The organism is Priestia sp. USM5 (genome assembly GCF_058323215.1).
This window is the reverse complement of the sequence record NZ_JBSGKN010000001.1, coordinates 3,902,347-3,923,655: the sequence shown is the minus strand read 5'-3', so window position 1 is coordinate 3,923,655 and position 21,309 is coordinate 3,902,347. Positions and strand designations below refer to the sequence as shown.

Here is a 21,309-nt window from a genome sequence, read left to right as displayed (position 1 = left end):
GTTCATATAGTTGACAGAGAACCTTCAAGCTTTTATGATTAACCTTTAATTTTGAATACTAACGTCTTCGTTTTATAAATAGCGAAGGTAAAAGGAGGGGAATCTAATGGAACAGCACGCGTCCTTTACATCACTTGTTATCGTCATTAGTTTGGCCTTTTTAACGCCTATACTGTTGCATCGGTTTAAACTCAACATTATACCTGTAGTCGTAGCTGAAATTATTATGGGATTAATTATAGGGAAAAGTGGTTTTGACCTTGTGGAGCAGGATATGTGGCTTGAAACACTTTCCACTTTAGGCTTTATCTTTTTGATGTTTTTAAGTGGTTTGGAAATTGATTTTTCTGCTTTTGCTGGAGGAAATTCAAAAGACAAAAAGGCATCAGGAGCGAAGGTGCCAAATGCTTTTTCCATTTCTATACTAGTGTTTGCAGCTATCTTTGCGGTTTCACTATTTTTGTCCTATGTTTTTGTATGGACCGGTTTTATTGATAATGCCTTTTTGATGACGCTTATTATTTCTACCATTTCACTAGGAGTAGTAGTGCCGACTTTAAAAGATGCACAGATTATGAAAAAGCCAATTGGACAAACCATTTTATTGATTGCGGTTATTGCGGACTTAGTCACGATGATTTTACTAGCCGTATTTGCTTCCGTCTATGATAAATCAGGAAATAGCAATACATGGTTGATTTTAATTTTATTTGGAGTAGGAGTGATTTTATACTTCATAGGGAAGCAGTTTAAAAACCGATCGTTTCTTGAGACAATGTCTAAAGGTACAATTCAAATCGACACGCGCGCCGTATTTGCACTCATTATCATTCTAGTGGGCCTTTCGGAGTCAATTGGTGTTGAAAACATTTTAGGCGCTTTTTTAGCGGGATCACTCGTTTCTCTTCTTGCGCCTAATAAAAACTTAGTTCATAAATTAGATTCGTTTGGCTACGGTTTTTTAATTCCTATCTTTTTTGTGATGGTAGGAGTGAAGCTTGACGTTTGGTCATTGTTCAGTGATAAAAAAGTGCTGATTTTAATGCCTTTATTATTCATTGCATTATTAATATCCAAGCTAGTTCCAGCGTTAATCTTAAGAAAATGGTATGATATGAAAACCGTTTTGGCATCGGGTTTCCTTTTAACATCGACTTTATCACTCGTTATTGCGGCAGCAACGGTTGGTGAAAATATTGGTGTAATTGATTCCCAAATGTCCGGTGCGCTGATTTTGGTGGCGATTATTACATGTATTATTACACCTATTATCTTTAGAAAGCTGTTTCCAAAGCCAGAAATCAGTGATAGAAAGCTGAAGGTTAATATGCTTGGTGCAAATCAATTTACACTCCCGGTTATTCGAGAAATGGATCTTGATTTATATGATGTGACGATTTATCATCCTACTCAGGACAAAATTGAAAACCGTACGTCGGATTCCATTTTTAATATCGTCGACATCGATGGATATAGTAAGGAAACGTTAAGAAGTATGGGGATTTTAGATGCGGATGTATTAGTTGTAACAACAGGGGAAGAAGAAAGAAATAGCGACATTGCTCTATTTGCAAAAGAGTATGGTACAGAAAGGGTTATTGCCCGCGTAGAAAGTCCTGTCTTAGATGAAAAGATGAAAGAAAATAACATTGAAGTTTTTTCTGTGCTGTTATCTACAACGGCATTGCTAAAAGCTTTAATCGAATCGCCAAATATTTTAAATATCTTAACGAATCAAGAAACAGCACTTTATCAAATTAATATGCGTAACCCTAAATACGAGGGGGTAGAGCTTCGTAAGTTCCCGTTTACAGGAGATGTGATTTTTGTTCGAATCTTCAGAGGTAAAGATTCTATTGTACCTCATGGCGATACAGAGCTTGAATTTGATGATCGCTTGATTGTAACGGGGTCTCGTTCGTATGTGAATGAATTGCGTATGCTTCTTGAGTATAAAATTAGATAAAGGTATTTAGCTGGATTTAGTTTTCTACCTGATTGAATGAGAGGAAGAGACTGAGACAAAAGTATTTTAGCTCAAGTGAAAAACGAACCACTGATCAACATGTTTGATTAGTGGTTCGTTTTTTTGTTGTTTTGAAAATAAGTTTCATCTGTTTAGCTCTTTCTAGCAGTTGATTGGAGGGCAAGACGAAGACTCCTGCGGGAAAAGCGGAAGGGATGAGACCCCGCAGGAGCGCAAGCGACGAGGAGGCTCATTGGCCGCCCGCGGAAAGCGAAGTCTTGCACGGAAATCAACGGCGGTGTAGCAAGCGGGCAGCTCATGTATCCTATTTATGCGTCTTTAGATTGAATTAATTTAGTTATATCTCAACTTCTTTTGTGGTATTTTCCTAAATTATATAAAAAAGTATAGTGCTGCTTTTATTTCTAAAAAGGCTACTGTAAAAAAATAAACAAGTTTTTCCGTGTGCAAGCATACATTTTTAAAAGAACGATAACAAGCAATTGGAGGTATGCTTCATGACTAACTCAAAATCTAAGTCAGAAGAAAATGAGCCGCTAATGTACATTGTCCAGCCAAACGCTACGCAAAACCAGCGTTCTATGCAATATTATTTTAGTTCAAAACAGCAAGACAATAAAGGAATAGAGAAAGAGCATGTGTTAAAAGAAGAGCCCAGCTTTTCTTCTATTCAAGAAGTCAAAGAGCCTGACGTAGAAAAAGTGGAAGAGATTAAGAATGAAAAAAAGGAAGAGCGTTCAATTGTTCCTGTGGATATACCGCAATCAGAGAATAAAAAGCCAAATAAAATGTTTCAGTCTATGACGATTAAAGAAAAAGTTGAATTTCTATGCAGCTTCCCGCCTCATATGTCTCAGCCAATTTGTGAAATTACGTGCCAAAATCAAAAATATATAGGAACAATTCTAGAGTTAAAAGAAGGAAGTTTATACGTAAGCGTTCCTCCTAATAAAGAAAAAACAGTATTGACCTTTAATGATATTCAGACCATATCTATCGTTAAAATTTAAGTAATTTTAAAAGCTAACAGTGAAAAAGCACGTTAGCTTTTATTTTCATAAGTTTGTGAATGTACGGAGGAATGAAGATGACATGGATTTATCTAACGCTATTTATCTTTGCAACGTTTCGACTTACTCGTCTAATTGTTTTTGATAAAATTACGGCTTTTATTCGGAAGCCGTTTCACAAAATTGTAGAAGATCAAGATGAACAAGGAAATACAGTAACGTACCTAGAGATAAAAGGGAAGGGACTGCAAAAGTGGATTGGAGAGCTGCTCAGCTGCTATTGGTGTACAGGCATATGGTGTGCGGTAGGAATTTATTTTAGTTATGTAGCGGTCCCGCACATTGCTATTCCTATTATTACGATCTTAGCTATTGCAGGGTGTGCAGGAATTATAGAATCTTTTATGAAATAAATGGACGAGTTAAAAGACATATTGATCGTCAATATGTCTTTTAATGATTAAGGGAAGTTTAGCACAACTTTATTTAAAAAAGGAATACCTTCCTGCCACTCTTCACTATAGAAAAAGCCTTCTAGAATAAATGAAGTTGTATCAGTGGAGAGCGGAATGACTACTTGAAAAGAGTCAAATAGTAATTTGCCTTTGGGCTTTAATACTGTTTGCTTAATGGGTTTAATCCAATATTCACCGTCATTTTGAATTTTTTCGTTCCATTTTGGATGAGCGTAGCGCCATTCTAAAGAAGAAGAGGGGACACTAGAAGCTTCAATATCTTTTTCATCAATGATCTTCCCGCTTAACATAGCAGAAGCAGTAGGCTTCATTTTTAAGCAAAGTGTTGGAGAGTATAAAGTACTGCTCGTTTGATTTTGAATAATTACGTTGCCGAACATCATCAGCTCGCTTTCATCTTGTTCTGGCAGCAGTATGGAATGTTGGAAGAAACAGAGGATATCGCTTTTTTCGAACCTTTCTATGGGTTTTTCTACAATCTTTTCAATTACTTTCTCCACGATTTTTTCTTCAATAACGGGCTGTTTCCTTGAAGCTTTTTCTCGAAACGCTTCGGCAATAATTTTTTGTTCGGAAAGCTCGTTTCTCAGTAGATCCAGTTCTTTTTCTAATTCTTCAATTTCTACTTCTTTTTCAGATGTAGAAAGCGTCTCAGCGTGTTTCTTTTTCCAAAACGATGTATTTTCTTTTTCTCGCTCTAAAGCTCGTTCATAGCTTTTTAGTTGGTTTTGCACGTTTCGAATTTCTGATTTATAGTGTATGAGCTTTTGTTTTAATTGAGTTAGATCATCTTTAGGGGAAGGGGAGTTACGACTCATCTAGTAGTCTCCTTTCCTGCTGAGCTATAAATTAATCTGGTCGTTAGAGCTGCCCATAGCAGTTTTATTTATATGTATGCAGAAAGCGCGTAAAGGATGAAAAAAGAGGAGAAATATTCTCCTCTGGCTTTTTATCTTGTTAATCAAATTCGTGATGGTCGAAGCCTGACTCTACATCGTCTCCATCAAAATCATCGTGATGTGGTCTTCCAGGGAAAATAGCATCACATTGAGGTGGATATTCAATAGGTGAGCAGCTGCTTGTAGAAATGATTTCAGGGCGAGGGTAGCAGAAGCTTCCTTCTACTTCAACTTTAACATCTTTTTCAATTTGAACACTTAGGCATAACATAAGATCAAAGCTTAATTGCTGTAAGTGACAATCTGATAATCTGAGAGAACCGTCAGTTCCTTCAAAAGATTCAAGGTGGACAACAGGTTCTGTTCCTTCCGGGGCGCATAAATAGAATGTTTGATGTATTTTCCAAGGAATAACGCTAGATTCAACCTCATCGTGTTTGTGATGTCCATTCAATTCAATTAACTTAACTCGGTAAAAGCCGCTAATTGATAATTTTACTTCATGAAGAACAACAACTTCTCCATCTGGTAACACAATTTTTTTAGGTCTGCGACCACCGTGCGGCACAAGCTCAATCACGTTATCAAGTGCGTCTTCATCTGAAGGATCTACAGGGTGACCTTCACTATCTGTTAAAACAATTTCCACTTCTACGTCATGGCCTAAATCTTTAAGTGCTTCTTCTTCAAATAATGAAGTGTCGTTCGTAAAGATTTGTGGTAAAACAACTTGACGTCTAACCCAGTCGTACACTTTAGGTACGCGGATACATAATGATTCAAAAAGTTCTCCCATTTTTAAACCTCCTAATTGTAATTGTCCTTCCTTTACGCTTTTCGTTACTAGGTATCGGACTACTATAGTGTATGAATGACCTGCTTTTATGTTCCTTAGTAAAAGCGGAATTTATCGGAATAAATTCTAGTTGGAGCGAGCATAAAAAATGAAGGAAATAATAAACTCAATTACAGCATATTCATGTTAATAAAAAGTGTTATTCATCTTTAACTGATTTTTTAGAAGTAGTGGGTTAATTATAATGGAGGAGTGAAGGGCATGAGTGAGGAAAAAACAAAACAATATATTGCTTCATTGAAGTCAGAACTGGCTTTTTATAAAGAAGAATATCAAAAATTCAAACATCAAGAATTTGAATATGAAGATATGAAGGAAGAGTTAGCGGAATTAAAGCAAAAGCATGAAGAAGAAAAAAGAAAACTGGAGGAAAAAATAGATTGGCTTAAAGCATGCGTCAATGAACAAAAATCAAAAACCGAACAGTCTATTGTACAGTACAATCATGAAGCAGAAGGAACAATTCAAGAGCTGCAAAAACGGCTGCGTGAAGTGACAGAGCAAAAGGGAGGAGAAAGATCGAGAGTAAGAAAGCCAAAAAACAGTACGGATTTATTTTTGTCCATGCAGCGCAAAATGGACAAATAAGATAGAACGTCTTTCTTTAGTCCTGAATATAATGTTATAGATAGGATGCTGTGAAAAGGAGGGAAACATGATGTATTATCATTATAATTATAATCCTAATCAATACCCTCAGCCCCTGCCTTATCATCCACAACCCATGACACAACAATCGGTGAAGAAAGGGCAGGCTATTCCTAAGCCAGTCCAGTACCCTTCTCCAAAACAAGGTGGTTGCGGCTGCGGTTCAAAATTACCAAAGCGATAAGCAATAGAAGCATTGTCAATCAGACAATGCTTTTTTACATGGAGTGGAGAGAGGTGTAGAGATGCCGGATTTTTTCGATGAATTTGAACGGTTTTTTGAACAGCATATGATGGGAGAACATCGAAAGAGAATGAAAGAAGTAGAAAAAGCAGAAAAGCAGATGGAACAGCAAGAAAGGAAACTGCAGCAGAATGTAAAAAGACTTGATGAGCAAGATGCTGAAGATCCGTTTGGACAATGAAATTTAATGTACACAGTTGAAAAGCCCATACAAAATCATTTGAGTGAACATACAGTATAGAGAGTAAAACAGAGGGGGTGTAATATTATGGGCTGCGGATTTGGCTACGGTGGTTGTGGTTACGGTGGTGGCTACGGCGGTGGTTTTGCGTTAATCGTTGTATTATTCATTCTATTAATTATTGTTGGTTGTGTTTGTTTTTACAATTAATCCCTTCTATGAATAAGGCACCGAAAAGTGCGGGTGAAGTTTCACTCGCACTTTATTTTTTTATTAAATGTAAAGGGCACCATCTAGGCACATGGTGCATACGATGAAGTATAAATAAAGGAGGTCATGCAAAGTGGATAATAATATGTTTAAAAATATAGAAAAGAAAACAGGCGTTAATATGAAGGATATTTTTGAACTTGCGAATTCTGTACAAAATGCTAATTTTAAAGATGAGCAAACGGTGCGTAATATTGTGAAGCGAGTAGCACAAATTGCGAATAAGCCAATTTCAAAACAAAAAGAAGAACAAATTGTTAAGGCGATTGCAAACAATAATCAATCCATTGATTTTGCGACCATCGCTAAAATGCTAAATGAGAAAAAATAATTTAATATTTTTATATAAAGCCCTGAGGTGTCAGGGCTTTTTTCCATTTAGGCAATTTCATTTGTTTGAAATGCGTTAGAATCAAGATCAAACAGTTCGGGATGCTGTTCTAAGTAATTAATTTCTTTAATACGATGAGCGATAGGAGGGTGAGTTGAAGTAGCTTGATTCAACCACATAAAAAAACCTTTTTCCTGTGAGTGCGTATGAACAAATTCTTCCTGATTTACTTTTTTATTTAGACAATGACCAACCGCAAGTATAGTGAGTGCTTGAGTGGCAGCTTTTGCATCACCAATCGCAACGGAAGCTATGCGATCACATGTATATTCACAGGCCCTAGAGTAAGCTTTTCCTAAAAAAGGAACCCAAAGAGCAGGTAGAATAAGTGAGTGGTAGAGTGTGTGCTTACGTTTGATATGAACTAATTCGTGGGCAATGATAAAAGAAAGTTCTTTTTCTTGATTATCTTCAATCATTTCAACAATGTCGGAGTATAAAACGACAAAGTGACGTCCAAAAAAACGTGTAGCAAACGCGTTTAATAAGCCGCCTGATTGAACAATATAAATATCGGGCAGCTCTAAATCCAGCTCTGAAGATAAATGTTTTGCCTGATGATAAGTGTGCGGGAACTGCTTCTCTGTCAATCTAACTCCATTATTGCGAATTTGAGCAATAGAGAAACCGTGTAGCATAAATGTAATGAAAAAACCGATTGCAATGTAGAGAATGCCGACGAGTGAAATAATTAAAAACAAATAGGTTAATAAGCTGATAACCATACACAAAATGAAAAAAATCTTTTCATTTTCATGAATAAGCTTTGCGTTCAATAATGGAACCTCCTAAAATATAGTAATGCAGTACATAACGTAGTGTAACGCATCTACTTATGAATATCTACCTCTTAGTGGAATATTTGGTTAATAATAGAGGTTGAAACGTAACGAAATCAATCCAATCTAAAGAGGAGAAAATTGGATACATGAGCTCCTACGGGGTCTCATCCCTTCTGCTTTTCCCCAAAGAGCCCTCCAATCAACAGCTAGAAGCAACTAAATATATTAACTCTACATGTACATGACAGTAAAAAGTACGAACGGTTAATCAATAATTTTGATTAACCGTTCGTACTTCAATTTGACTAAAATACTTTTTTCCCAGCCTTTTTTGCTTTATACTTTTTTTATAAAAGACTTCAGAAATCTTGAAGGATAAGCGGTTTTACCTCTTCTAGTTTGCGGAACAGATAAGTAAAGTGAATTCTGTGCACGCGTCATGGCTACATATAAAAGGCGGCGTTCTTCTTGAAGCGGCACATCATCTCCGCCTCGATAAGCTTCGAGTGCATAATCATGAGGCAATCCTCCGTCTACGCTGCTCAGTACGTATACATGCTTATATTCAAGACCCTTTGCTCGGTGAATGGTGGTTAGCTGAATACTTTCATTAAATTGCTTGCTTAAAGCTTTCATCTCTGTGTTCATGGCAATCATATGATCCACATGCTCTAACAGTTCAGGTACGGTTTTGAATTTACGTGCTACAACTTTTAAATCCCGCACGTCATCCGAACCTTTTTCCATCATATTTCCTTCATTTCCGCGTTTTTTGACAAAATCATCGAATCCCATATCCTTAGAAATCGTCTCAAGTGCCAAAGAAGGAGACATTGATTTTAGCGACTTGAATAAAGGAATTACTTTCTTGAGCTTTTTTTGCTGAAACGGTTTTAAATCTTGAAGATATTCAAGCGCATCAATAAATGTACCGTCATGAAGAATACTTGCTGCTTTTAAGTCATTGACTGCTGTTTTCTTTAAAAAGAGTGCGTTCACTAAATCTTGTAGCGAACTTGCGTCATTTGGATTCACGCTCAAGCGTAGAAATGAAAGTAAACTTCGAACCATTCTTCTTTTATAAAACGAATCCGCATCTTGTTCGATTGAAAATGGCAGGTTTGACTGCGATAAACGTTCAAAGATGGCGCGTGAAGAAGCGTGAGTTCGGTACAAGACCGCGAAGTCAGTTGGAGAAGCTCCTTGCTTAATCTTTTCTTTCATATCCGTTACAATCATTGTTGCTTCTTCTTCTTCGTCGTATGGAAAGAAGAAGGTAGGTCTTAACTCATTATCAAACTGGGCAGCCATTTCTTTTTGTCGGCGCGCTGTATTTCGTGCAATCACTTTATTAGCGGAAGAAACGATGGCGTGAGCTGAACGATAATTTTGGTTTAACGTAATAACAGTTGTATGAGCAAAATCTTTTTCAAAGTTTAAGATGAACGAAGGGTCGCTTCCGCGGAAAGCGTAAATTGATTGATCATCATCTCCTACGACACACAAGTTTTTAGAGTCTTCACTTAGCATTTTCATAATTTTATATTGAACTTTATTGATATCTTGAAATTCGTCAATTAAAAAATAGCGAAATCTTTTTTGATAACGAGTTAGCAAATCGGGATTTTGTTTTAGCATTTCATAACATCCATACAGCATGTCATCAAAATCGAATAGCTGTTTTTGCTTTTTGACTTCTTCATAGCGACGATATAAAAAGTGCACATCTTGTTCCCATTTGTCTTTTGGGCGAACATCTTTCACGCCAACAAGCGTGTTTTTCCAATAGCCGATTTGCTGAAGTGCCTGATCAAACGGGAAATCTTTTTCATCCACGTGGAGCTCTCTTGCTGCTTCTTTCACGATCTGTTCTTTTTGCCAATCCCATTTCAGCAGGCGATCCATTTGCCACGCTTGAGGATTGTGATGAACAATCATACGTAAGAAAATGCTGTGAAAAGTTCCAACTAGCATTTGACGAAGATGTAAGCCGGACATCTTTGGATATGTAGCCAATCGTTCTTTCATTTCTTTAGCTGATTTAGCCGTGAAAGTCACCAGCATAATGGATTTTGGATCAATTTGTTTTTCTTGTATCATATATGCGGTGCGAGCTGTTAACACACGCGTTTTTCCGCTTCCTGCACCGGCTAGAATAAGAAGAGGTCCTTCTGAATGTGTAACAGCTTTCCATTGGTTCGAATCTAATTCAATACCGCTCTCTTTAAATTCATTTAAATAAGGAGAGTCAGAGTGTTTAGGAACAGGTGGTTTTGAGCGAAAAGCAGGAACACTTGAAAAAGGCGCGGAAGACCTCCATGTCGCTTTCTCTTTTACAGTTGAATTTTTCTCACCAATAGCTCGTCCTTTAGGAATACGAAATCCATTGGTTTCTCTGTATTCAGCCGGAGTTTCTTTTATTTGTTGTACAGCTGTTGTTTCTGATAGTGTGTCTGAACACTCTTCTCTTTCATGAGGAACTTGAGCATGATAAAAGTAAGGAGAATGTTCAATCCCCAGGTATAATTTAACTGGTTCTCCGCAGTGAGCACATGTTATTTCTCCTCGGAGACTAGCTTCATATAAATATTGAAATCGGTCTCTAGCCGTTATAGCAAGATTAAGTATCTGTTTTTGATAAAGTGCACGTTGCAAAAAACATGGCCTCCTTTGTAAAACATGAACAATCAATAGTAAATAAGAGGGAGTTAAAGCAAGAAGCCGCTCTTGTTCTACATCGATATAGATGTGTATATACGCACAGTTTTTATTCTATAATCAAAGTCTATCATATCAAAATCATCTTTTTTTAAAAAGAGTACGGATATTTTTGGAGGGATACGATGTAAAAAAGGGTATATATTGAGTAAGAGATCACATATGTTCAAAAAAAGGCGGTATAGATACAAAGTGCTATCTGTTTTGAACAAGTCTAGAAGAGGGCGTAAGTGAGCTGTTTCAATGTCGATACTTCTTGCGAAAAATACTGAGGTCCGGGAGTAGAAGGTATCTTGAAAAAGAGGAGGGTTCATATGGGATATATACTGCCCGTCACACCTTATCAATCTATTCAATATGCAAATCGCCTTCAAAAAAATAATGCTTCTTTTTCAAATCGTATTTGGCCTGTCCAGAAAAAAAGCTTTGACGAAGAGTTTGAATCGCGTTCTCACTCATTGGAATTGACGCCAAGTTCCGTACAAAAGCGAAAAAAGCTTCAAGCAGCAGAGCGTGTATACAGCAAGCTAACAAATAAGGGCCTAGTGATTAATACACGGGTATAATAGAAAAAATCGTGAACGCAGCAGAATGAATGCGCTCACGATTTTTAACAAAGTAATGAACAAGTAAAAAACACCTTAGTAAGATTCAATAAAAAGTGTACGGCCCTGCTGCCATTCAGCATAAAGCACCTGTTTATAATCGGTAAATCCCTGTTTTTTTAACTGTTTCTTTAGCCAGTCTTCATCAAAGCCTGACTGAATTAAGTTTTTCAAAAGCAAACGTCCATCACTGACGAAGGCGATAGATAAAACAGGTTCAGAAGGAGGCAGCTGCAGATCGCTTCTTGTTGGTTTAGCATAATCAGATTTTGGCAGTACGCTTAGCGAGCCATCTGTTTCTAAAATTGCATATTCAACTTCACGAATGGAAAATATGTCTTTTGAACGTAGCATATGAAGAAGCTGATCGATATCTAATCGATTTTTGCTAAGTTCTTTGTACGAAATTTTCCCTTTTCGAATAATAATAGATGGCCGTCCTTCTAAAAACAAGCGCAGGCGAATATTTTTTTGAGTAATAACTTCGGTGACATAAATAAGCGCTCCCCAAAAGATAACAGCAAATAAAATTTTGCCTATGCCTACTTCTGAGTCATATAACGCATTTCCTACTAACTCTCCTAATACAAGAGCAGAGATAAAATCAAAAGTGGTAAGCTGAGTGATCGTCGCTCTGCCTAAAAATTTAGTTAAGATAAACAAGCAGATAAATCCGATAAAGAGTTCTAGTGCAATTCCGATAAGTTCATCCATATTTTCACCTAATTCACATGATTAGGTATTAGTATAAGCAAAGCAAAGGTTCTTATCCTTTAAAAAAGCAAAAACACCAGGTTCAATTCCTAGTGTTTTTTACTTAGTTTCTTTACCATCTCTACATGTGGAATTCCAGCATCCATAAATTCACCTGAAACCGTTACGTAGCCTAGCTTTTTATAAAATCCTTCCGCATGCGTTTGAGCATGCAGCTTAATCTTTTCAATCTCATGCTCTGCTGCGATCTCTTCTAACTTATCCATCAAAAGCTTTCCTACACCGTCTTTTCGATAAGAAGAAAGAACGCAGATTCGTTCGGCTTTTCCATAGTCCTCTACCATACGGAAGCGTCCTGCCCCAATTGGTGCAGTTCCTTTGTATACAACTAAATGCAGGGCTTCGGAATCGTATTCATCGATTTCTTGCTCTACATCAACCTGCTGTTCTTCTACAAATACTTTTTGACGTACGAAGTAAGCATCAGAAGGATCTTGTTTGTTCGTTAGTACTTTGATGTTCACGTATCTTATCCCTTTCCAAGACGAAATGTTTCAAACACAGTCCATGTTTCATTTTCAAGCTGGTACATTAAATGAAAGCGATCAACTGTTTCTTCATGAGCGACATCTACAAGCTTCAACTGGCTATACACATCTAAGTGCTCATCATCTGAAAGTCGTTGACCAATTGTAATATGTGGAATAAATGAATACTCAGTTGGCTGTTCGAGATTGCCTTCATGAAGTTTATTGTAAAGTGACGTCAGTTCTGGCTTTTGTTCCACTTTTAAGTAAATAACGTTATTGGCTGGTGAAAATGAGCTTACTTTCGTTACATTTAATGTAAATGGATTTGTTTCTTCGGCAATTTTACGCAAATTAGCCGCAATTTCATCAATTTGGTCTTCTGTAGCTTCAAAGACTTCTTTTAATGTAAGATGAGGCGGAATTAATGAATAGTGAGAATCATAGCGCTTTCGATAAGAATTCGCTACATCTTGCAATTTTTTAGATGGAAAAAGTACAACGCCAAATTTCATAAAAAATCCCTCCAAAGTAAGATCATAAAATATGTATAAAGCGAGCTTATTATAACAAATTTTCAAAAAATATGATATCTTTCTACTTCAACATATATTGAAGCGACCGCTTTACGTCTTTTTGCCAGTATTTCCACGTATGATTTCCATTAAATTCTTCGTAGAAAACAGAATATCCACGCTGCTTCATTTGTTCGTGCAACAGGCGGTTAGGCTCAATAAAGTTCAATATACCGTCTTGTGTTGTTTTGACGTCCGTTTCTTCCGTTCCAATAACATGATACAAATCCAGAAGTGAAGGAGAAGCAAATGAGTTGACCGTTTGTAATACAGCATCGTTCACGAAAGGAGAATGCATAATTACTTTCCCGAACGTGTGAGGATACGCAATGGCCGTCAGCAGTGAAACTGTAGCAGCAAGCGAATCACCAATTAGAACACGCGATTTTCCCATTTGATATGTAGGATATGTTTTATCCAAAAATGGCACAAGTTCATGTGCTAAAAAGCGAATGTAAGCATCTACCTGCTTTCCTTCTGGATGATACTTATCGCGTCTGTCTTCCACGCTTTTATATGGAATTCCAACAAAAATAGTACGATCGATTTCTGACTCGTTCATTAAATCATCGATTAAACGAGGTGTACGTCCGTACATAACATAATCTTTTCCGTCTTGGGCGATAAGTAGAGAATACTTATAGAGCGTAGAATAGTTTGACGGCAAATAGACTAGTAACGTGACATCTTCTTGCAGTGCGTCACTATAAAAAGAAATTTCTTCTAACTTCCGCTTACTTTCTGACATGAATAATCGACTCCTATGCATTTGAATGAAAGCGTTACCTTTATTGTAACACATTTTCTAAAAATCGTTCTTTATTTTATTGTAACGAATTTTTTAGCGAATGACGAGAAAGAGGCATGCGTTGCTAAAAAAAGAGGTTGGGACGTAACGAAATGAATTTCATCCAAACATGAACAATCTGGATATATAATCTGGGCAGCTTGCTCGGCCGCAGTTGATTTCCGTGCAAGACTCCGCTTTCCGCGGGCGGCCGGTGAGCCTCCTCGTCGCTTGTGCTCCTGCGGGGTCTCACCTGTTCTGCTGTTTCCGCAGGAATCTTCGCCTTGCCCTCCAACCAACTGATAGAAGGAATGAAACAGATAAAATCTGCGTCCACTTTAACGAAAAAAACGAATCATCAATCAAACAGTTTGATTGATGATTCGTTTTTTTGTTAATCTAATTTTTTCATCTTTTTAAACATATCTTTTTCGGCTTGAGTGGCTTTTTCTAGCGGTTTTTTCGTATATTCCTCTTCTTTTTCATCAATCGAAACCAATTCTGTGTCATTCTTTACATAACTTCGGATATTGCGAGCACCGAAATAGCCGTTTACATCTTTCAAAATAGGCTTGTTTTCTTTTTGATCATAAAGAGTATATGAATTCTCTTCTTTAACGATAGCATAGTGATTTCCTGCGAGCAGAGCCACAGCTTCTTTTTCGCTTTTTCCAAAAGTAGACATGAGAAACAGAACGATTAAGATGATAAAGAAAAGGGCTGTTGCGCCAATGAAAAATAATAATAAGCCTCTGCTAAATTTACTTTGTTTTTCTTCCACAGTAGACAAACCTCCTGATTCGATAATTTTATTATAGCAAGTAAATGTAATGAGCGCCTAAAGAGATATGTGACGAGTTTATGAACTCAGGCGGATGAACAAAAAAGGTTTTTAGCGGCTCTCATCGAATTTAGTATAAAGAGAGACAACAACTTGAAAAGGAGAGAGAGACATGACAGCGAAAAAAATCCCAACGAGCAAAGAAGTAGCAAAGGCAACATTTAATTTGCTGGAAGAGCGTGGCGTAACAGTTTTGGATATTGCTGAAATTGTGTATGATTTACAACTTCCTTATCATCCAGCTCTAACCATTCAGGAATGCGCTGAAAGCGTAGAGAGAGTACTGCAAAAGCGAGAAATTCAGCATGCCCTTCTAGTTGGAATCGAACTTGATAAGTTAGCTGAGCAAAATAAATTATCAGAACCTCTTCAAAGTATTGTAGAACAAGACGAAGGGTTGTTTGGCGTTGACGAAACGATTGCTTTAGGTGCCGTTTTAACCTATGGCAGTATCGCTGTTACGACCTTTGGCTATTTAGATAAAGTAAAAGTAGGTATTATTGAAAAGCTGGACTGTAAAAAAGAAAAAGGAGTTAATACCTTTTTAGATGATTTGGTAGCGAGCGTAGCTTCTAGTGCGGCAAGTCGTTTGGCTCACCGTCAGCGTGATGAACAAGAACAGCTGCAAGAAGGCAATCCGGCTACGTAATAAACTTCTTTTAGTATGTATATAAGCTGCGTAAATTAACGCGTTAAAATGATTTAGTCTTTTATTTGAATAACGGAGGCTAGGCACGTAGGAGATACGTGCCTAGCCTCCGTTAATGGAACGATTTATGGCTGTAGTGAAGTAGTCATAAGATAGCTTAAGTTTTCCAGTCCAAGACTTTCATAAAAAGCACGTGCTTTTTCGTTAAATGCCCATACGGTAAGCTGGAGGTCATTTGCTCCTTTTTGTACAGCCCACTGTTTCGTAGCAGAAAAAAGACCTTTTCCTACCCCATAATTTTGAAAGCCTTTTTTTACACCAAAATATTGGATGTATGCTGTGTAGGAAAGCGGAGCTAACGTGGTGGGAGGGTTATATTTTAATTCAACAACAGACGCTCCAATAATTTGATTTCGATATTGAGCTACAAGAATATCAATGGTTGCATAATAAAGGGTAGCTTGATATTGTTCTGGAGATAAAACAGCCATTTGGTTATCAAACATAGAAGGAAGCGCATTTGCATGGAGTTCTAGTGATTCCCCTAATATTTTATTTACTTCTGTATAATCATCTAGTTTTGCAGTGCGATAGATAATATCCATACACACTTCACCTACTTTTTAAAAGTTGTGCTTTATCATATGTAGCAACTTAGAAAATGTTAAATGAGAATGAAAACCTGAAAATTTTAAGTGAAGAACCGCACTAAACAGAGCATATATTTTATGCTCTGTTTGATGTTGTAGTTGAAGAATATATAAGGGCGAAACATTAAATTCTAGTTTCAGCAATAGCATCGCGTACTTTTTCAAGCGAGTGTTTAGAGGTGTCTTTATTCGCAATCATTACATTAACATACAAAGCATCAATGAGGCTTAGCTGTCCAATTCTCGAGGCGAGAGCTTCAGATCGATATTCGGTTTCTTCTGAACTTGTATAAAGAGAAACGTCAACGTTTTGACTTAATGGAGATTTAGGAAAACCCGTGATCCCGATCGTTTTGGCGCCGTTCGCTTTTGCTGTATTTAAAATGTTCATCGTGTCTTTATTTGTTCCAGAATGAGAAATCACTACCGCTACATCTTGTTTCGTCAATTGAGAAGCGGACATAAGCTGGAAATGGGAATCGATAAATGCAAACGTTTTAATTCCTGTTCGCACAAATTTATGAAAAGCATCCATAGCCACGACTGAAGAGCCTCCCGTGCCATAAAATTGAACTTTATCGGCCTTCATTAAAAGTTTGACGGCTTTTTCAATAGCATTGCCCTCTAGTATTTGTAATGTATTCTCAAGCGTTCGCACGTTGGAGCGAAAGATTTTTTCAGCGATCGTTTTTTCATTATCCGTTTCAGCAATTTCCTCGTGAATCTGCTGAATAGGCGTCATAATTTCAGCAGCCAGCGCTATTTTCATCGCCTGATAGCCCTTGAAGCCAATTCGTTTACAAAAGCGAAAGACTGTTGCATCAGCTACATTTAAATCGTCTGCTACTTCGTTAATGGTACTGTGAATAATTTGTTCCGGCTGTTCTAAAATATAATTTGCAATTTTTTTCTCTTTTTCACTGAATCTAGCATAGTGAGAACGAATTTTTCCTAAACAATTTTGCGTCATAACTGATGTTCCTTTCCACGAATTTAGTAGTAAAAAGAGTATAGCACAAAAATATGTGTGAAAAAAATTTTCTTGTAAACGATTGCAAAATGAAAAATAATTCGTATAATGGAGGTAATGTGAAATTTTTTTTCAAAGGGAGTTTGTAAAATGAAAATTGGATTAATCGGGTTAGGAAAAATGGGATATAATTTATCATTAAATTTAATGGACAATCATCATGAAGTTGTAGCTTATGATGTGAATAAAGAAGCGGTAGAAAAACTTTCAAATGAAGGAGCAGCTGGTGCCTTTACTATTGAAGAGCTAGTCAACGAACTGCCTGCTTCACCTAAAGTTGTATGGGTTATGGTTCCGGCTGGAGAAGTAACGGAAAATGTGATTACAGAACTAAAAGAACTTCTGTCAGAAGGAGATATTGTAATAGATGGAGGAAACTCTAATTATAAAGAATCTGTTCGACGTGCTCAGGATCTTCAGGAAAAAGGTATTTACTTCTTTGATGTAGGGACAAGCGGCGGAATGGAAGGTGCAAGAAACGGAGCATGTACAATGATTGGCGGAGATGCAGAAGCATTCCGTACAATTGAACCAATTTTTAGTGATATTTGCGTAGAAAATGGATTTATGTACGCAGGCAAAAGCGGAAGCGGTCACTTTTTAAAAATGGTTCATAATGGTGTAGAATATGGAATGATGCAATCCATTGCTGAAGGATTTGAAGTTCTGGAAAAAAGTCAGTTTGATTTCGACTATGAAGCCGTAGCGCGCGTTTGGAATAACGGATCTGTCGTTCGCTCTTGGTTAATGGAACTAACGGAAAATGCGTTTTCAAAAGATCCTAAACTAGATAGTATTAAAGGAGTCATGCAGTCTTCTGGTGAAGGGAAATGGACCGTAGAGACTGCCCTTGATCTTCAAACGGCAACTCCTGTTATTGCTTTATCGCTAATGATGCGCTATCGTTCATTAGAGGAAGATACATTTACAGGAAAAGTTGTAGCAGCACTTCGAAATGAATTCGGCGGTCACGGTGTTGTAAATAAGTAAAGTAGTAAAGTAGGGGGACAGCAGCATGAGCAAAAAATATGCAATAGGTGTAGATATCGGAACAACGAGTACAAAGTCTGTATTATTTTCAGTAGACGGTACAGTCATTGCTAACCATGGGATTGAGTATCCACTATACTCGCCTACGCCCGCGATGGCTGAGCAAGATCCTGAAGAAATTTTTCAAGCAGTTGTACGTACCATTCAAACGGTTGTAAAAACAAGCGATGTAAAACCTGAGGATATTTTATGCGTTTCATTCAGCTCAGCTATGCACAGTGTTATTGCCGTTGATCAGCAGGGAAAGCCGCTGACAAAATGTATTACGTGGGCCGATAATAGAAGTGCAGAATGGACGGAAAAAATTAAAAATGAATACAACGGCCATGAGATTTATTTACGTACAGGCACGCCTATTCACCCGATGTCGCCACTTTCCAAGCTAACATGGCTTTCTAATGAACAGCCTGAATTAGTGAAGGGAACACATAAGTTTATTTCAATTAAAGAATATGTATTCTTTAAGTTGTTTAACGAATATGTGATCGACTATTCGATTGCATCAGCAACAGGTTTATTTAATCTGAAAAATCTTGCGTGGGATGAAGAAGCATTAAAAGTAGCAGGTGTGACGACAGATCAGCTATCCACTCCTGTTTCAACTATGCATCAAGTGAAAGGGCTAAACACAGAGCTTGCAGTTGAGATGCACTTACTGCCGGATACGCCCTTTATTGTAGGTGCAAGCGATGGCGTATTATCAAACTTAGGTGTAAATGCGATTGAACCAGGCGTTGTTGCAGTAACAATTGGGACAAGCGGAGCTATTCGAGCAGTCACTGACAAGCCAGTAGTCGATCCTAAAGGTCGTATTTTCTGTTATGCGTTGACAGAAGACCACTGGGTAATTGGCGGCCCTGTAAATAACGGAGGCATGATTTTCAGATGGGCTCGTGATCAATTTGGAGCGTCGGAAGTCGAAACAGCTAAACGTCTTGGAAAAGATCCATATGAAGTATTAACGGATATTGCGGCTTTAGTGAAACCTGGAGCAGACGGCTTATTGTTTCATCCATACCTGTCAGGAGAGCGTGCGCCGCTTTGGGATGCAAATGCTAAAGGTTCGTTCTTTGGCCTAGGTTTGCATCATAAAAAAGAACATATGATTCGCGCCGTATTAGAAGGCGTTATTTTTAACTTGTATACGGTATTATTGGCACTTGAAGAGTTAATTGGAGAACCTACTAAAATTCAGGCAACAGGCGGATTTGCACGTTCCGCACTTTGGCGCCAAATGATGGCAGATATTTTTAACCAAGAAGTATCCGTGCCGGAAAGCTTTGAAAGTTCATGTCTAGGAGCAGTTATTCTTGGCTTATATAGCCTTGGCGAAGTCGACTCATTAAACGTTGTTTCCGATATGGTTGGAGCGACTAATCATCATTATCCAATCAAAGAAAACAGTGAAGTATATAAAGAGTTAACGACTATCTATATTCGTTTGGCTCGTTTATTTAAAGAAGAATACGAAAGCATTACGGCTTTTCAAAAAAAATACGTACATTAAGTTCAAAAATCATCGCTTGAAGCTTTCAGGCGATGATTTTTTGTGTGTTAGGTTATCTAACAACCAAAAGAGTTAACACTACACAATATATAAAAGTTCCCTCAAATAATGTTACAATTTGTCCAGTGTATCCCTGTTTCGCATTAAATATAATAAGGAATAACGTTAGTATTTATCACATACTAGAAGGAATCGTCACAAACGCCTTTATATTTCAGAAAATTCAAATAAAATTTGTTTTTTGAAATGAACTTATTTTATGAAAAGGGGTTTTATGGATGAAAACACAAATCGAGCAAGATGGAATTGTGACGCTCACAGATGAGACGCACAATCAGCTGAGCGGAAGCGATCTTTGGAATGAAGATTTACGTCCTACTACGATGAAAGAACATTCTTGGAAAGGAGTTAACTTTGCCACGCTTTGGATTGGGATGTGTCTGTGTATTCCAGCTTACACAATGGCGAGCGGAATGATGACGCTTGGAATGAACTGGTGGCAGGCAATTGGTACAATCTTTTTAGGAAATGTAATTGTTCTTATTCCTATTTTGCTTAATTCTCACGCTGGAACCAAGTTTGGCATTCCTTATCCGGTATTTGCCCGCCTGTGGTTTGGAGATAAAGGAGCACATATCCCAGCACTGGCTAGGGCTATTGTGGCTGCTGGATGGTTTGGAATTAATACATGGATTGGAACGGAAGCAATTGATACACTGCTAAGCGCTTCATTTTCATCTTGGAATGGTTTAGCTGGTCATACAGCCATTGTATTTGCTCTCTTTTGGCTTTTAAATGTAGGAGTGGCGTATAAAGGACCGCAAGCAATTAAAGTGTTAGGAGCGATTGCTGCTCCGGTTATTGGTATTTCAGCTATTATTCTTTTTATATGGGCTTATACAAACTCAGGAGGGTGGGGACCCATTTTATCTACGCCTTCTAAATTTACATCCACCGGAGAATTTCTAGCTGTATTTTTCCCTGCTTTAACCGGAGTCATTGCATTTTGGGCGACGCTCGCTTTGAACATTCCGGATTTTTGTCGATATGCTAGAAGCCAGAAATCCCAAATGGTTGCGCAAACCTTCTCCTTGCCGTTGACGATGAGTGTTTTTTCATTTATTGGAATTGCTGTTACCTCGGCAACCATCGTTATATTCGGAGAAGCTATTTGGGATCCAGTGGCGTTAGTAGCTAAATTCCCTCCGTTTATCATTTTCTTAGGAACAATCGTTATCGTGCTTTCTTCTTTAACGATTAATGTGGGAGCAAATATTGTGGCGCCGGCCCGTGCAATTGAGAATCTGAATCCAAAGAAAATCACGTTTGCGATGGGAGCGCTAGTAACCGGTATCTTTGCTATTTTGCTTCAGCCATGGTACATCATGTCTAATTTCGGGAATTATATCTTTGGATGGCTTGGAACATACGGAGCGCTGCTTGGTCCTATAGACGGCATCGCCATTGCTGACTACTGGCTTGTAAGAAGGAGACAGATGGCATTAAAGGATTTATACGAGGTAAACGGTCGCTATAGTTATTCAACTGGTTTTAATAAAAACGGTATTTATGCATTAGTAATTGGCGTGGCCATACCTGTTTTAGGCTTACTGATTCCTGGACTGCGCTTTTTATGGGATAATGCCTGGACATTTGGTCTATTCATTTCTATCATCGCCTATACGTATCTCATGAGAGGAGATAAAAGTGTATTAGCGCCGGGAGAATATGAAGAAATAACGTTAAAAACAAGCGAAAAACCAATTATCGACAGTCAAACCGCTGATCCCACCATCACTAAATAAATAAGATAAATCCAATCATTAACATGATTGGATTTTTTTATGAGTTGAAACTCTATGGAAGAAAATTGATAAAATTTTTTTGAGTTTTTTTATTGATTTAAGAATTT

26 protein-coding genes are annotated in these 21,309 nt (G+C 37.6%); 14 read left to right on the top strand and 12 right to left on the bottom strand.

Annotation, left to right across the window (positions count from 1 at the left end; genetic code table 11):
- The first annotated feature begins 106 nt into the window (after positions 1-106).
- From ACWATA_RS20665 to ACWATA_RS20650, 4 genes are all read left to right on the top strand, one after another.
- Positions 107-1,966, top strand: coding sequence for a monovalent cation:proton antiporter family protein (locus tag ACWATA_RS20665; RefSeq protein WP_028412348.1), 1,860 nt, complete (start codon positions 107-109; stop codon positions 1,964-1,966).
- 169 nt (positions 1,967-2,135) lie between these two features.
- The gene (locus tag ACWATA_RS20660) at positions 2,136-2,270 is read left to right on the top strand and encodes a hypothetical protein (RefSeq protein WP_321201889.1); all 135 of its coding nucleotides are present in this window, start codon (positions 2,136-2,138) and stop codon (positions 2,268-2,270) included.
- Between the two features lie 214 nt (positions 2,271-2,484).
- Positions 2,485-2,997 (top strand): CotO family spore coat protein, encoded by a 513-nt coding sequence (locus tag ACWATA_RS20655; protein ID WP_473050156.1) that lies wholly within the window; start codon positions 2,485-2,487, stop codon positions 2,995-2,997.
- A gap of 77 nt (positions 2,998-3,074) precedes the next feature.
- Entirely contained in the window at positions 3,075-3,410 is a 336-nt protein-coding gene (locus ACWATA_RS20650) for a DUF1360 domain-containing protein (RefSeq protein WP_416225867.1), read from the top strand.
- Positions 3,411-3,457: 47 nt separating this feature from the next.
- Here ACWATA_RS20650 and ACWATA_RS20645 read toward each other — a convergent pair whose 3' ends face one another.
- Positions 3,458-4,291, bottom strand: a complete 834-nt coding sequence (locus ACWATA_RS20645; RefSeq protein ID WP_033578058.1) for a hypothetical protein — start codon at positions 4,289-4,291, stop codon at positions 3,458-3,460.
- A 139-nt stretch (positions 4,292-4,430) separates the two neighbouring features.
- On the bottom strand, positions 4,431-5,168 hold the full coding sequence (locus tag ACWATA_RS20640; protein WP_473050155.1) for a BMQ_0737 family morphogenetic spore coat protein: 738 nt from the start codon (positions 5,166-5,168) through the stop codon (positions 4,431-4,433).
- 261 nt (positions 5,169-5,429) lie between these two features.
- Here ACWATA_RS20640 and ACWATA_RS20635 point away from each other — a divergent pair, with 261 nt between their 5' ends.
- The 5 genes from ACWATA_RS20635 (at position 5,430) to spoVIF (ending at position 6,902) form a co-directional block, all read left to right on the top strand.
- Positions 5,430-5,816: a hypothetical protein gene (locus ACWATA_RS20635; protein WP_034267621.1), complete on the top strand. Its 387-nt coding sequence runs from the start codon at positions 5,430-5,432 to the stop codon at positions 5,814-5,816.
- Between the two features lie 70 nt (positions 5,817-5,886).
- A complete protein-coding gene (locus ACWATA_RS20630) occupies positions 5,887-6,060 on the top strand; it encodes a hypothetical protein (protein ID WP_473050154.1) in 174 nt (57 codons plus the stop codon).
- Positions 6,061-6,121: 61 nt separating this feature from the next.
- The gene (locus tag ACWATA_RS20625) at positions 6,122-6,301 is read left to right on the top strand and encodes a hypothetical protein (RefSeq protein ID WP_033578059.1); all 180 of its coding nucleotides are present in this window, start codon (positions 6,122-6,124) and stop codon (positions 6,299-6,301) included.
- An 87-nt stretch (positions 6,302-6,388) separates the two neighbouring features.
- Complete coding sequence (locus ACWATA_RS20620; protein ID WP_013055448.1) at positions 6,389-6,511, top strand: YjcZ family sporulation protein; 123 nt, start codon at positions 6,389-6,391, stop codon at positions 6,509-6,511.
- A gap of 133 nt (positions 6,512-6,644) precedes the next feature.
- Entirely contained in the window at positions 6,645-6,902 is a 258-nt protein-coding gene (gene spoVIF / locus ACWATA_RS20615; protein ID WP_013055449.1) for a sporulation-specific transcription regulator SpoVIF, read from the top strand.
- A 47-nt stretch (positions 6,903-6,949) separates the two neighbouring features.
- On the opposite strand, the gene ACWATA_RS20610 is transcribed toward spoVIF, so the two are convergent.
- Positions 6,950-7,738: a M48 family metallopeptidase gene (locus ACWATA_RS20610; RefSeq protein WP_230624603.1), complete on the bottom strand. Its 789-nt coding sequence runs from the start codon at positions 7,736-7,738 to the stop codon at positions 6,950-6,952.
- Between the two features lie 342 nt (positions 7,739-8,080).
- Entirely contained in the window at positions 8,081-10,399 is a 2,319-nt protein-coding gene (locus ACWATA_RS20605) for an ATP-dependent helicase (protein ID WP_034267618.1), read from the bottom strand.
- Between the two features lie 377 nt (positions 10,400-10,776).
- On the opposite strand from ACWATA_RS20605, the gene ACWATA_RS20600 reads away from it, so the two are divergent.
- Positions 10,777-11,028: a hypothetical protein gene (locus ACWATA_RS20600; protein WP_033578061.1), complete on the top strand. Its 252-nt coding sequence runs from the start codon at positions 10,777-10,779 to the stop codon at positions 11,026-11,028.
- Positions 11,029-11,103: 75 nt separating this feature from the next.
- On the opposite strand, the gene ACWATA_RS20595 is transcribed toward ACWATA_RS20600, so the two are convergent.
- The 6 genes from ACWATA_RS20595 to ACWATA_RS20570 form a co-directional block, all read right to left on the bottom strand.
- Positions 11,104-11,781, bottom strand: a complete 678-nt coding sequence (locus ACWATA_RS20595) for a DUF421 domain-containing protein (RefSeq protein ID WP_028412339.1) — start codon at positions 11,779-11,781, stop codon at positions 11,104-11,106.
- Positions 11,782-11,870: 89 nt separating this feature from the next.
- Entirely contained in the window at positions 11,871-12,305 is a 435-nt protein-coding gene (locus tag ACWATA_RS20590) for a GNAT family N-acetyltransferase (protein WP_033578063.1), read from the bottom strand.
- A 5-nt stretch (positions 12,306-12,310) separates the two neighbouring features.
- Positions 12,311-12,823, bottom strand: a complete 513-nt coding sequence (locus ACWATA_RS20585; protein WP_013055455.1) for a YjcG family protein — start codon at positions 12,821-12,823, stop codon at positions 12,311-12,313.
- Between the two features lie 82 nt (positions 12,824-12,905).
- Entirely contained in the window at positions 12,906-13,631 is a 726-nt protein-coding gene (locus ACWATA_RS20580; RefSeq protein ID WP_028412337.1) for an alpha/beta hydrolase, read from the bottom strand.
- Between the two features lie 71 nt (positions 13,632-13,702).
- Entirely contained in the window at positions 13,703-13,969 is a 267-nt protein-coding gene (locus ACWATA_RS20575) for a hypothetical protein (RefSeq protein WP_182028222.1), read from the bottom strand.
- Positions 13,970-14,064: 95 nt separating this feature from the next.
- Entirely contained in the window at positions 14,065-14,451 is a 387-nt protein-coding gene (locus ACWATA_RS20570) for a hypothetical protein (protein ID WP_028412336.1), read from the bottom strand.
- Positions 14,452-14,623: 172 nt separating this feature from the next.
- On the opposite strand from ACWATA_RS20570, the gene ACWATA_RS20565 reads away from it, so the two are divergent.
- The gene (locus tag ACWATA_RS20565) at positions 14,624-15,160 is read left to right on the top strand and encodes a phosphatidylglycerophosphatase A family protein (protein ID WP_028412335.1); all 537 of its coding nucleotides are present in this window, start codon (positions 14,624-14,626) and stop codon (positions 15,158-15,160) included.
- A gap of 125 nt (positions 15,161-15,285) precedes the next feature.
- Here the strand turns inward: ACWATA_RS20565 and ACWATA_RS20560 are convergent, their stop codons facing one another.
- Both ACWATA_RS20560 and ACWATA_RS20555 read right to left on the bottom strand, forming a co-directional pair.
- Positions 15,286-15,765 (bottom strand): GNAT family N-acetyltransferase, encoded by a 480-nt coding sequence (locus ACWATA_RS20560; protein ID WP_028412334.1) that lies wholly within the window; start codon positions 15,763-15,765, stop codon positions 15,286-15,288.
- Positions 15,766-15,934: 169 nt separating this feature from the next.
- Positions 15,935-16,780 (bottom strand): MurR/RpiR family transcriptional regulator, encoded by an 846-nt coding sequence (locus tag ACWATA_RS20555; RefSeq protein WP_014461544.1) that lies wholly within the window; start codon positions 16,778-16,780, stop codon positions 15,935-15,937.
- 150 nt (positions 16,781-16,930) lie between these two features.
- On the opposite strand from ACWATA_RS20555, the gene gnd reads away from it, so the two are divergent.
- The 3 genes from gnd to ACWATA_RS20540 all read left to right on the top strand — a co-directional run bounded on the left by gnd (position 16,931) and on the right by ACWATA_RS20540 (position 21,202).
- Positions 16,931-17,830 carry a phosphogluconate dehydrogenase (NAD(+)-dependent, decarboxylating) gene (gnd, locus tag ACWATA_RS20550; protein WP_034269374.1) on the top strand — a complete coding sequence of 300 codons (900 nt, stop codon included), beginning with the start codon at positions 16,931-16,933 and terminating at the stop codon, positions 17,828-17,830.
- 25 nt (positions 17,831-17,855) lie between these two features.
- On the top strand, positions 17,856-19,397 hold the full coding sequence (gene gntK, locus ACWATA_RS20545) for a gluconokinase (protein ID WP_028412332.1): 1,542 nt from the start codon (positions 17,856-17,858) through the stop codon (positions 19,395-19,397).
- A gap of 278 nt (positions 19,398-19,675) precedes the next feature.
- On the top strand, positions 19,676-21,202 hold the full coding sequence (locus ACWATA_RS20540; protein WP_033578068.1) for an NCS1 family nucleobase:cation symporter-1: 1,527 nt from the start codon (positions 19,676-19,678) through the stop codon (positions 21,200-21,202).
- The last annotated feature ends 107 nt before the right edge of the window (positions 21,203-21,309 follow it).

What these genes read in the sequence shown, in the direction of transcription:
- ACWATA_RS20650 (WP_416225867.1), top strand. Translation starts at nt 3,075, where the DNA reads ATGACATGGATTTATCTAACGCTATTTATCTTTGCAACGTTTCGACTT.
- ACWATA_RS20580 (WP_028412337.1), bottom strand. Translation starts at nt 13,631, where the DNA reads ATGTCAGAAAGTAAGCGGAAGTTAGAAGAAATTTCTTTTTATAGTGAC.
- ACWATA_RS20655 (WP_473050156.1), top strand. Translation starts at nt 2,485, where the DNA reads ATGACTAACTCAAAATCTAAGTCAGAAGAAAATGAGCCGCTAATGTAC.
- ACWATA_RS20560 (WP_028412334.1), bottom strand. Translation starts at nt 15,765, where the DNA reads ATGGATATTATCTATCGCACTGCAAAACTAGATGATTATACAGAAGTA.
- ACWATA_RS20630 (WP_473050154.1), top strand. Translation starts at nt 5,887, where the DNA reads ATGTATTATCATTATAATTATAATCCTAATCAATACCCTCAGCCCCTG.
- ACWATA_RS20665 (WP_028412348.1), top strand. Translation starts at nt 107, where the DNA reads ATGGAACAGCACGCGTCCTTTACATCACTTGTTATCGTCATTAGTTTG.
- ACWATA_RS20625 (WP_033578059.1), top strand. Translation starts at nt 6,122, where the DNA reads ATGCCGGATTTTTTCGATGAATTTGAACGGTTTTTTGAACAGCATATG.
- ACWATA_RS20645 (WP_033578058.1), bottom strand. Translation starts at nt 4,291, where the DNA reads ATGAGTCGTAACTCCCCTTCCCCTAAAGATGATCTAACTCAATTAAAA.
- ACWATA_RS20555 (WP_014461544.1), bottom strand. Translation starts at nt 16,780, where the DNA reads ATGACGCAAAATTGTTTAGGAAAAATTCGTTCTCACTATGCTAGATTC.
- ACWATA_RS20635 (WP_034267621.1), top strand. Translation starts at nt 5,430, where the DNA reads ATGAGTGAGGAAAAAACAAAACAATATATTGCTTCATTGAAGTCAGAA.
- ACWATA_RS20585 (WP_013055455.1), bottom strand. Translation starts at nt 12,823, where the DNA reads ATGAAATTTGGCGTTGTACTTTTTCCATCTAAAAAATTGCAAGATGTA.
- gnd (WP_034269374.1), top strand. Translation starts at nt 16,931, where the DNA reads ATGAAAATTGGATTAATCGGGTTAGGAAAAATGGGATATAATTTATCA.
- ACWATA_RS20595 (WP_028412339.1), bottom strand. Translation starts at nt 11,781, where the DNA reads ATGGATGAACTTATCGGAATTGCACTAGAACTCTTTATCGGATTTATC.
- gntK (WP_028412332.1), top strand. Translation starts at nt 17,856, where the DNA reads ATGAGCAAAAAATATGCAATAGGTGTAGATATCGGAACAACGAGTACA.
- ACWATA_RS20600 (WP_033578061.1), top strand. Translation starts at nt 10,777, where the DNA reads ATGGGATATATACTGCCCGTCACACCTTATCAATCTATTCAATATGCA.
- ACWATA_RS20540 (WP_033578068.1), top strand. Translation starts at nt 19,676, where the DNA reads ATGAAAACACAAATCGAGCAAGATGGAATTGTGACGCTCACAGATGAG.
- ACWATA_RS20640 (WP_473050155.1), bottom strand. Translation starts at nt 5,168, where the DNA reads ATGGGAGAACTTTTTGAATCATTATGTATCCGCGTACCTAAAGTGTAC.
- ACWATA_RS20565 (WP_028412335.1), top strand. Translation starts at nt 14,624, where the DNA reads ATGACAGCGAAAAAAATCCCAACGAGCAAAGAAGTAGCAAAGGCAACA.
- ACWATA_RS20620 (WP_013055448.1), top strand. Translation starts at nt 6,389, where the DNA reads ATGGGCTGCGGATTTGGCTACGGTGGTTGTGGTTACGGTGGTGGCTAC.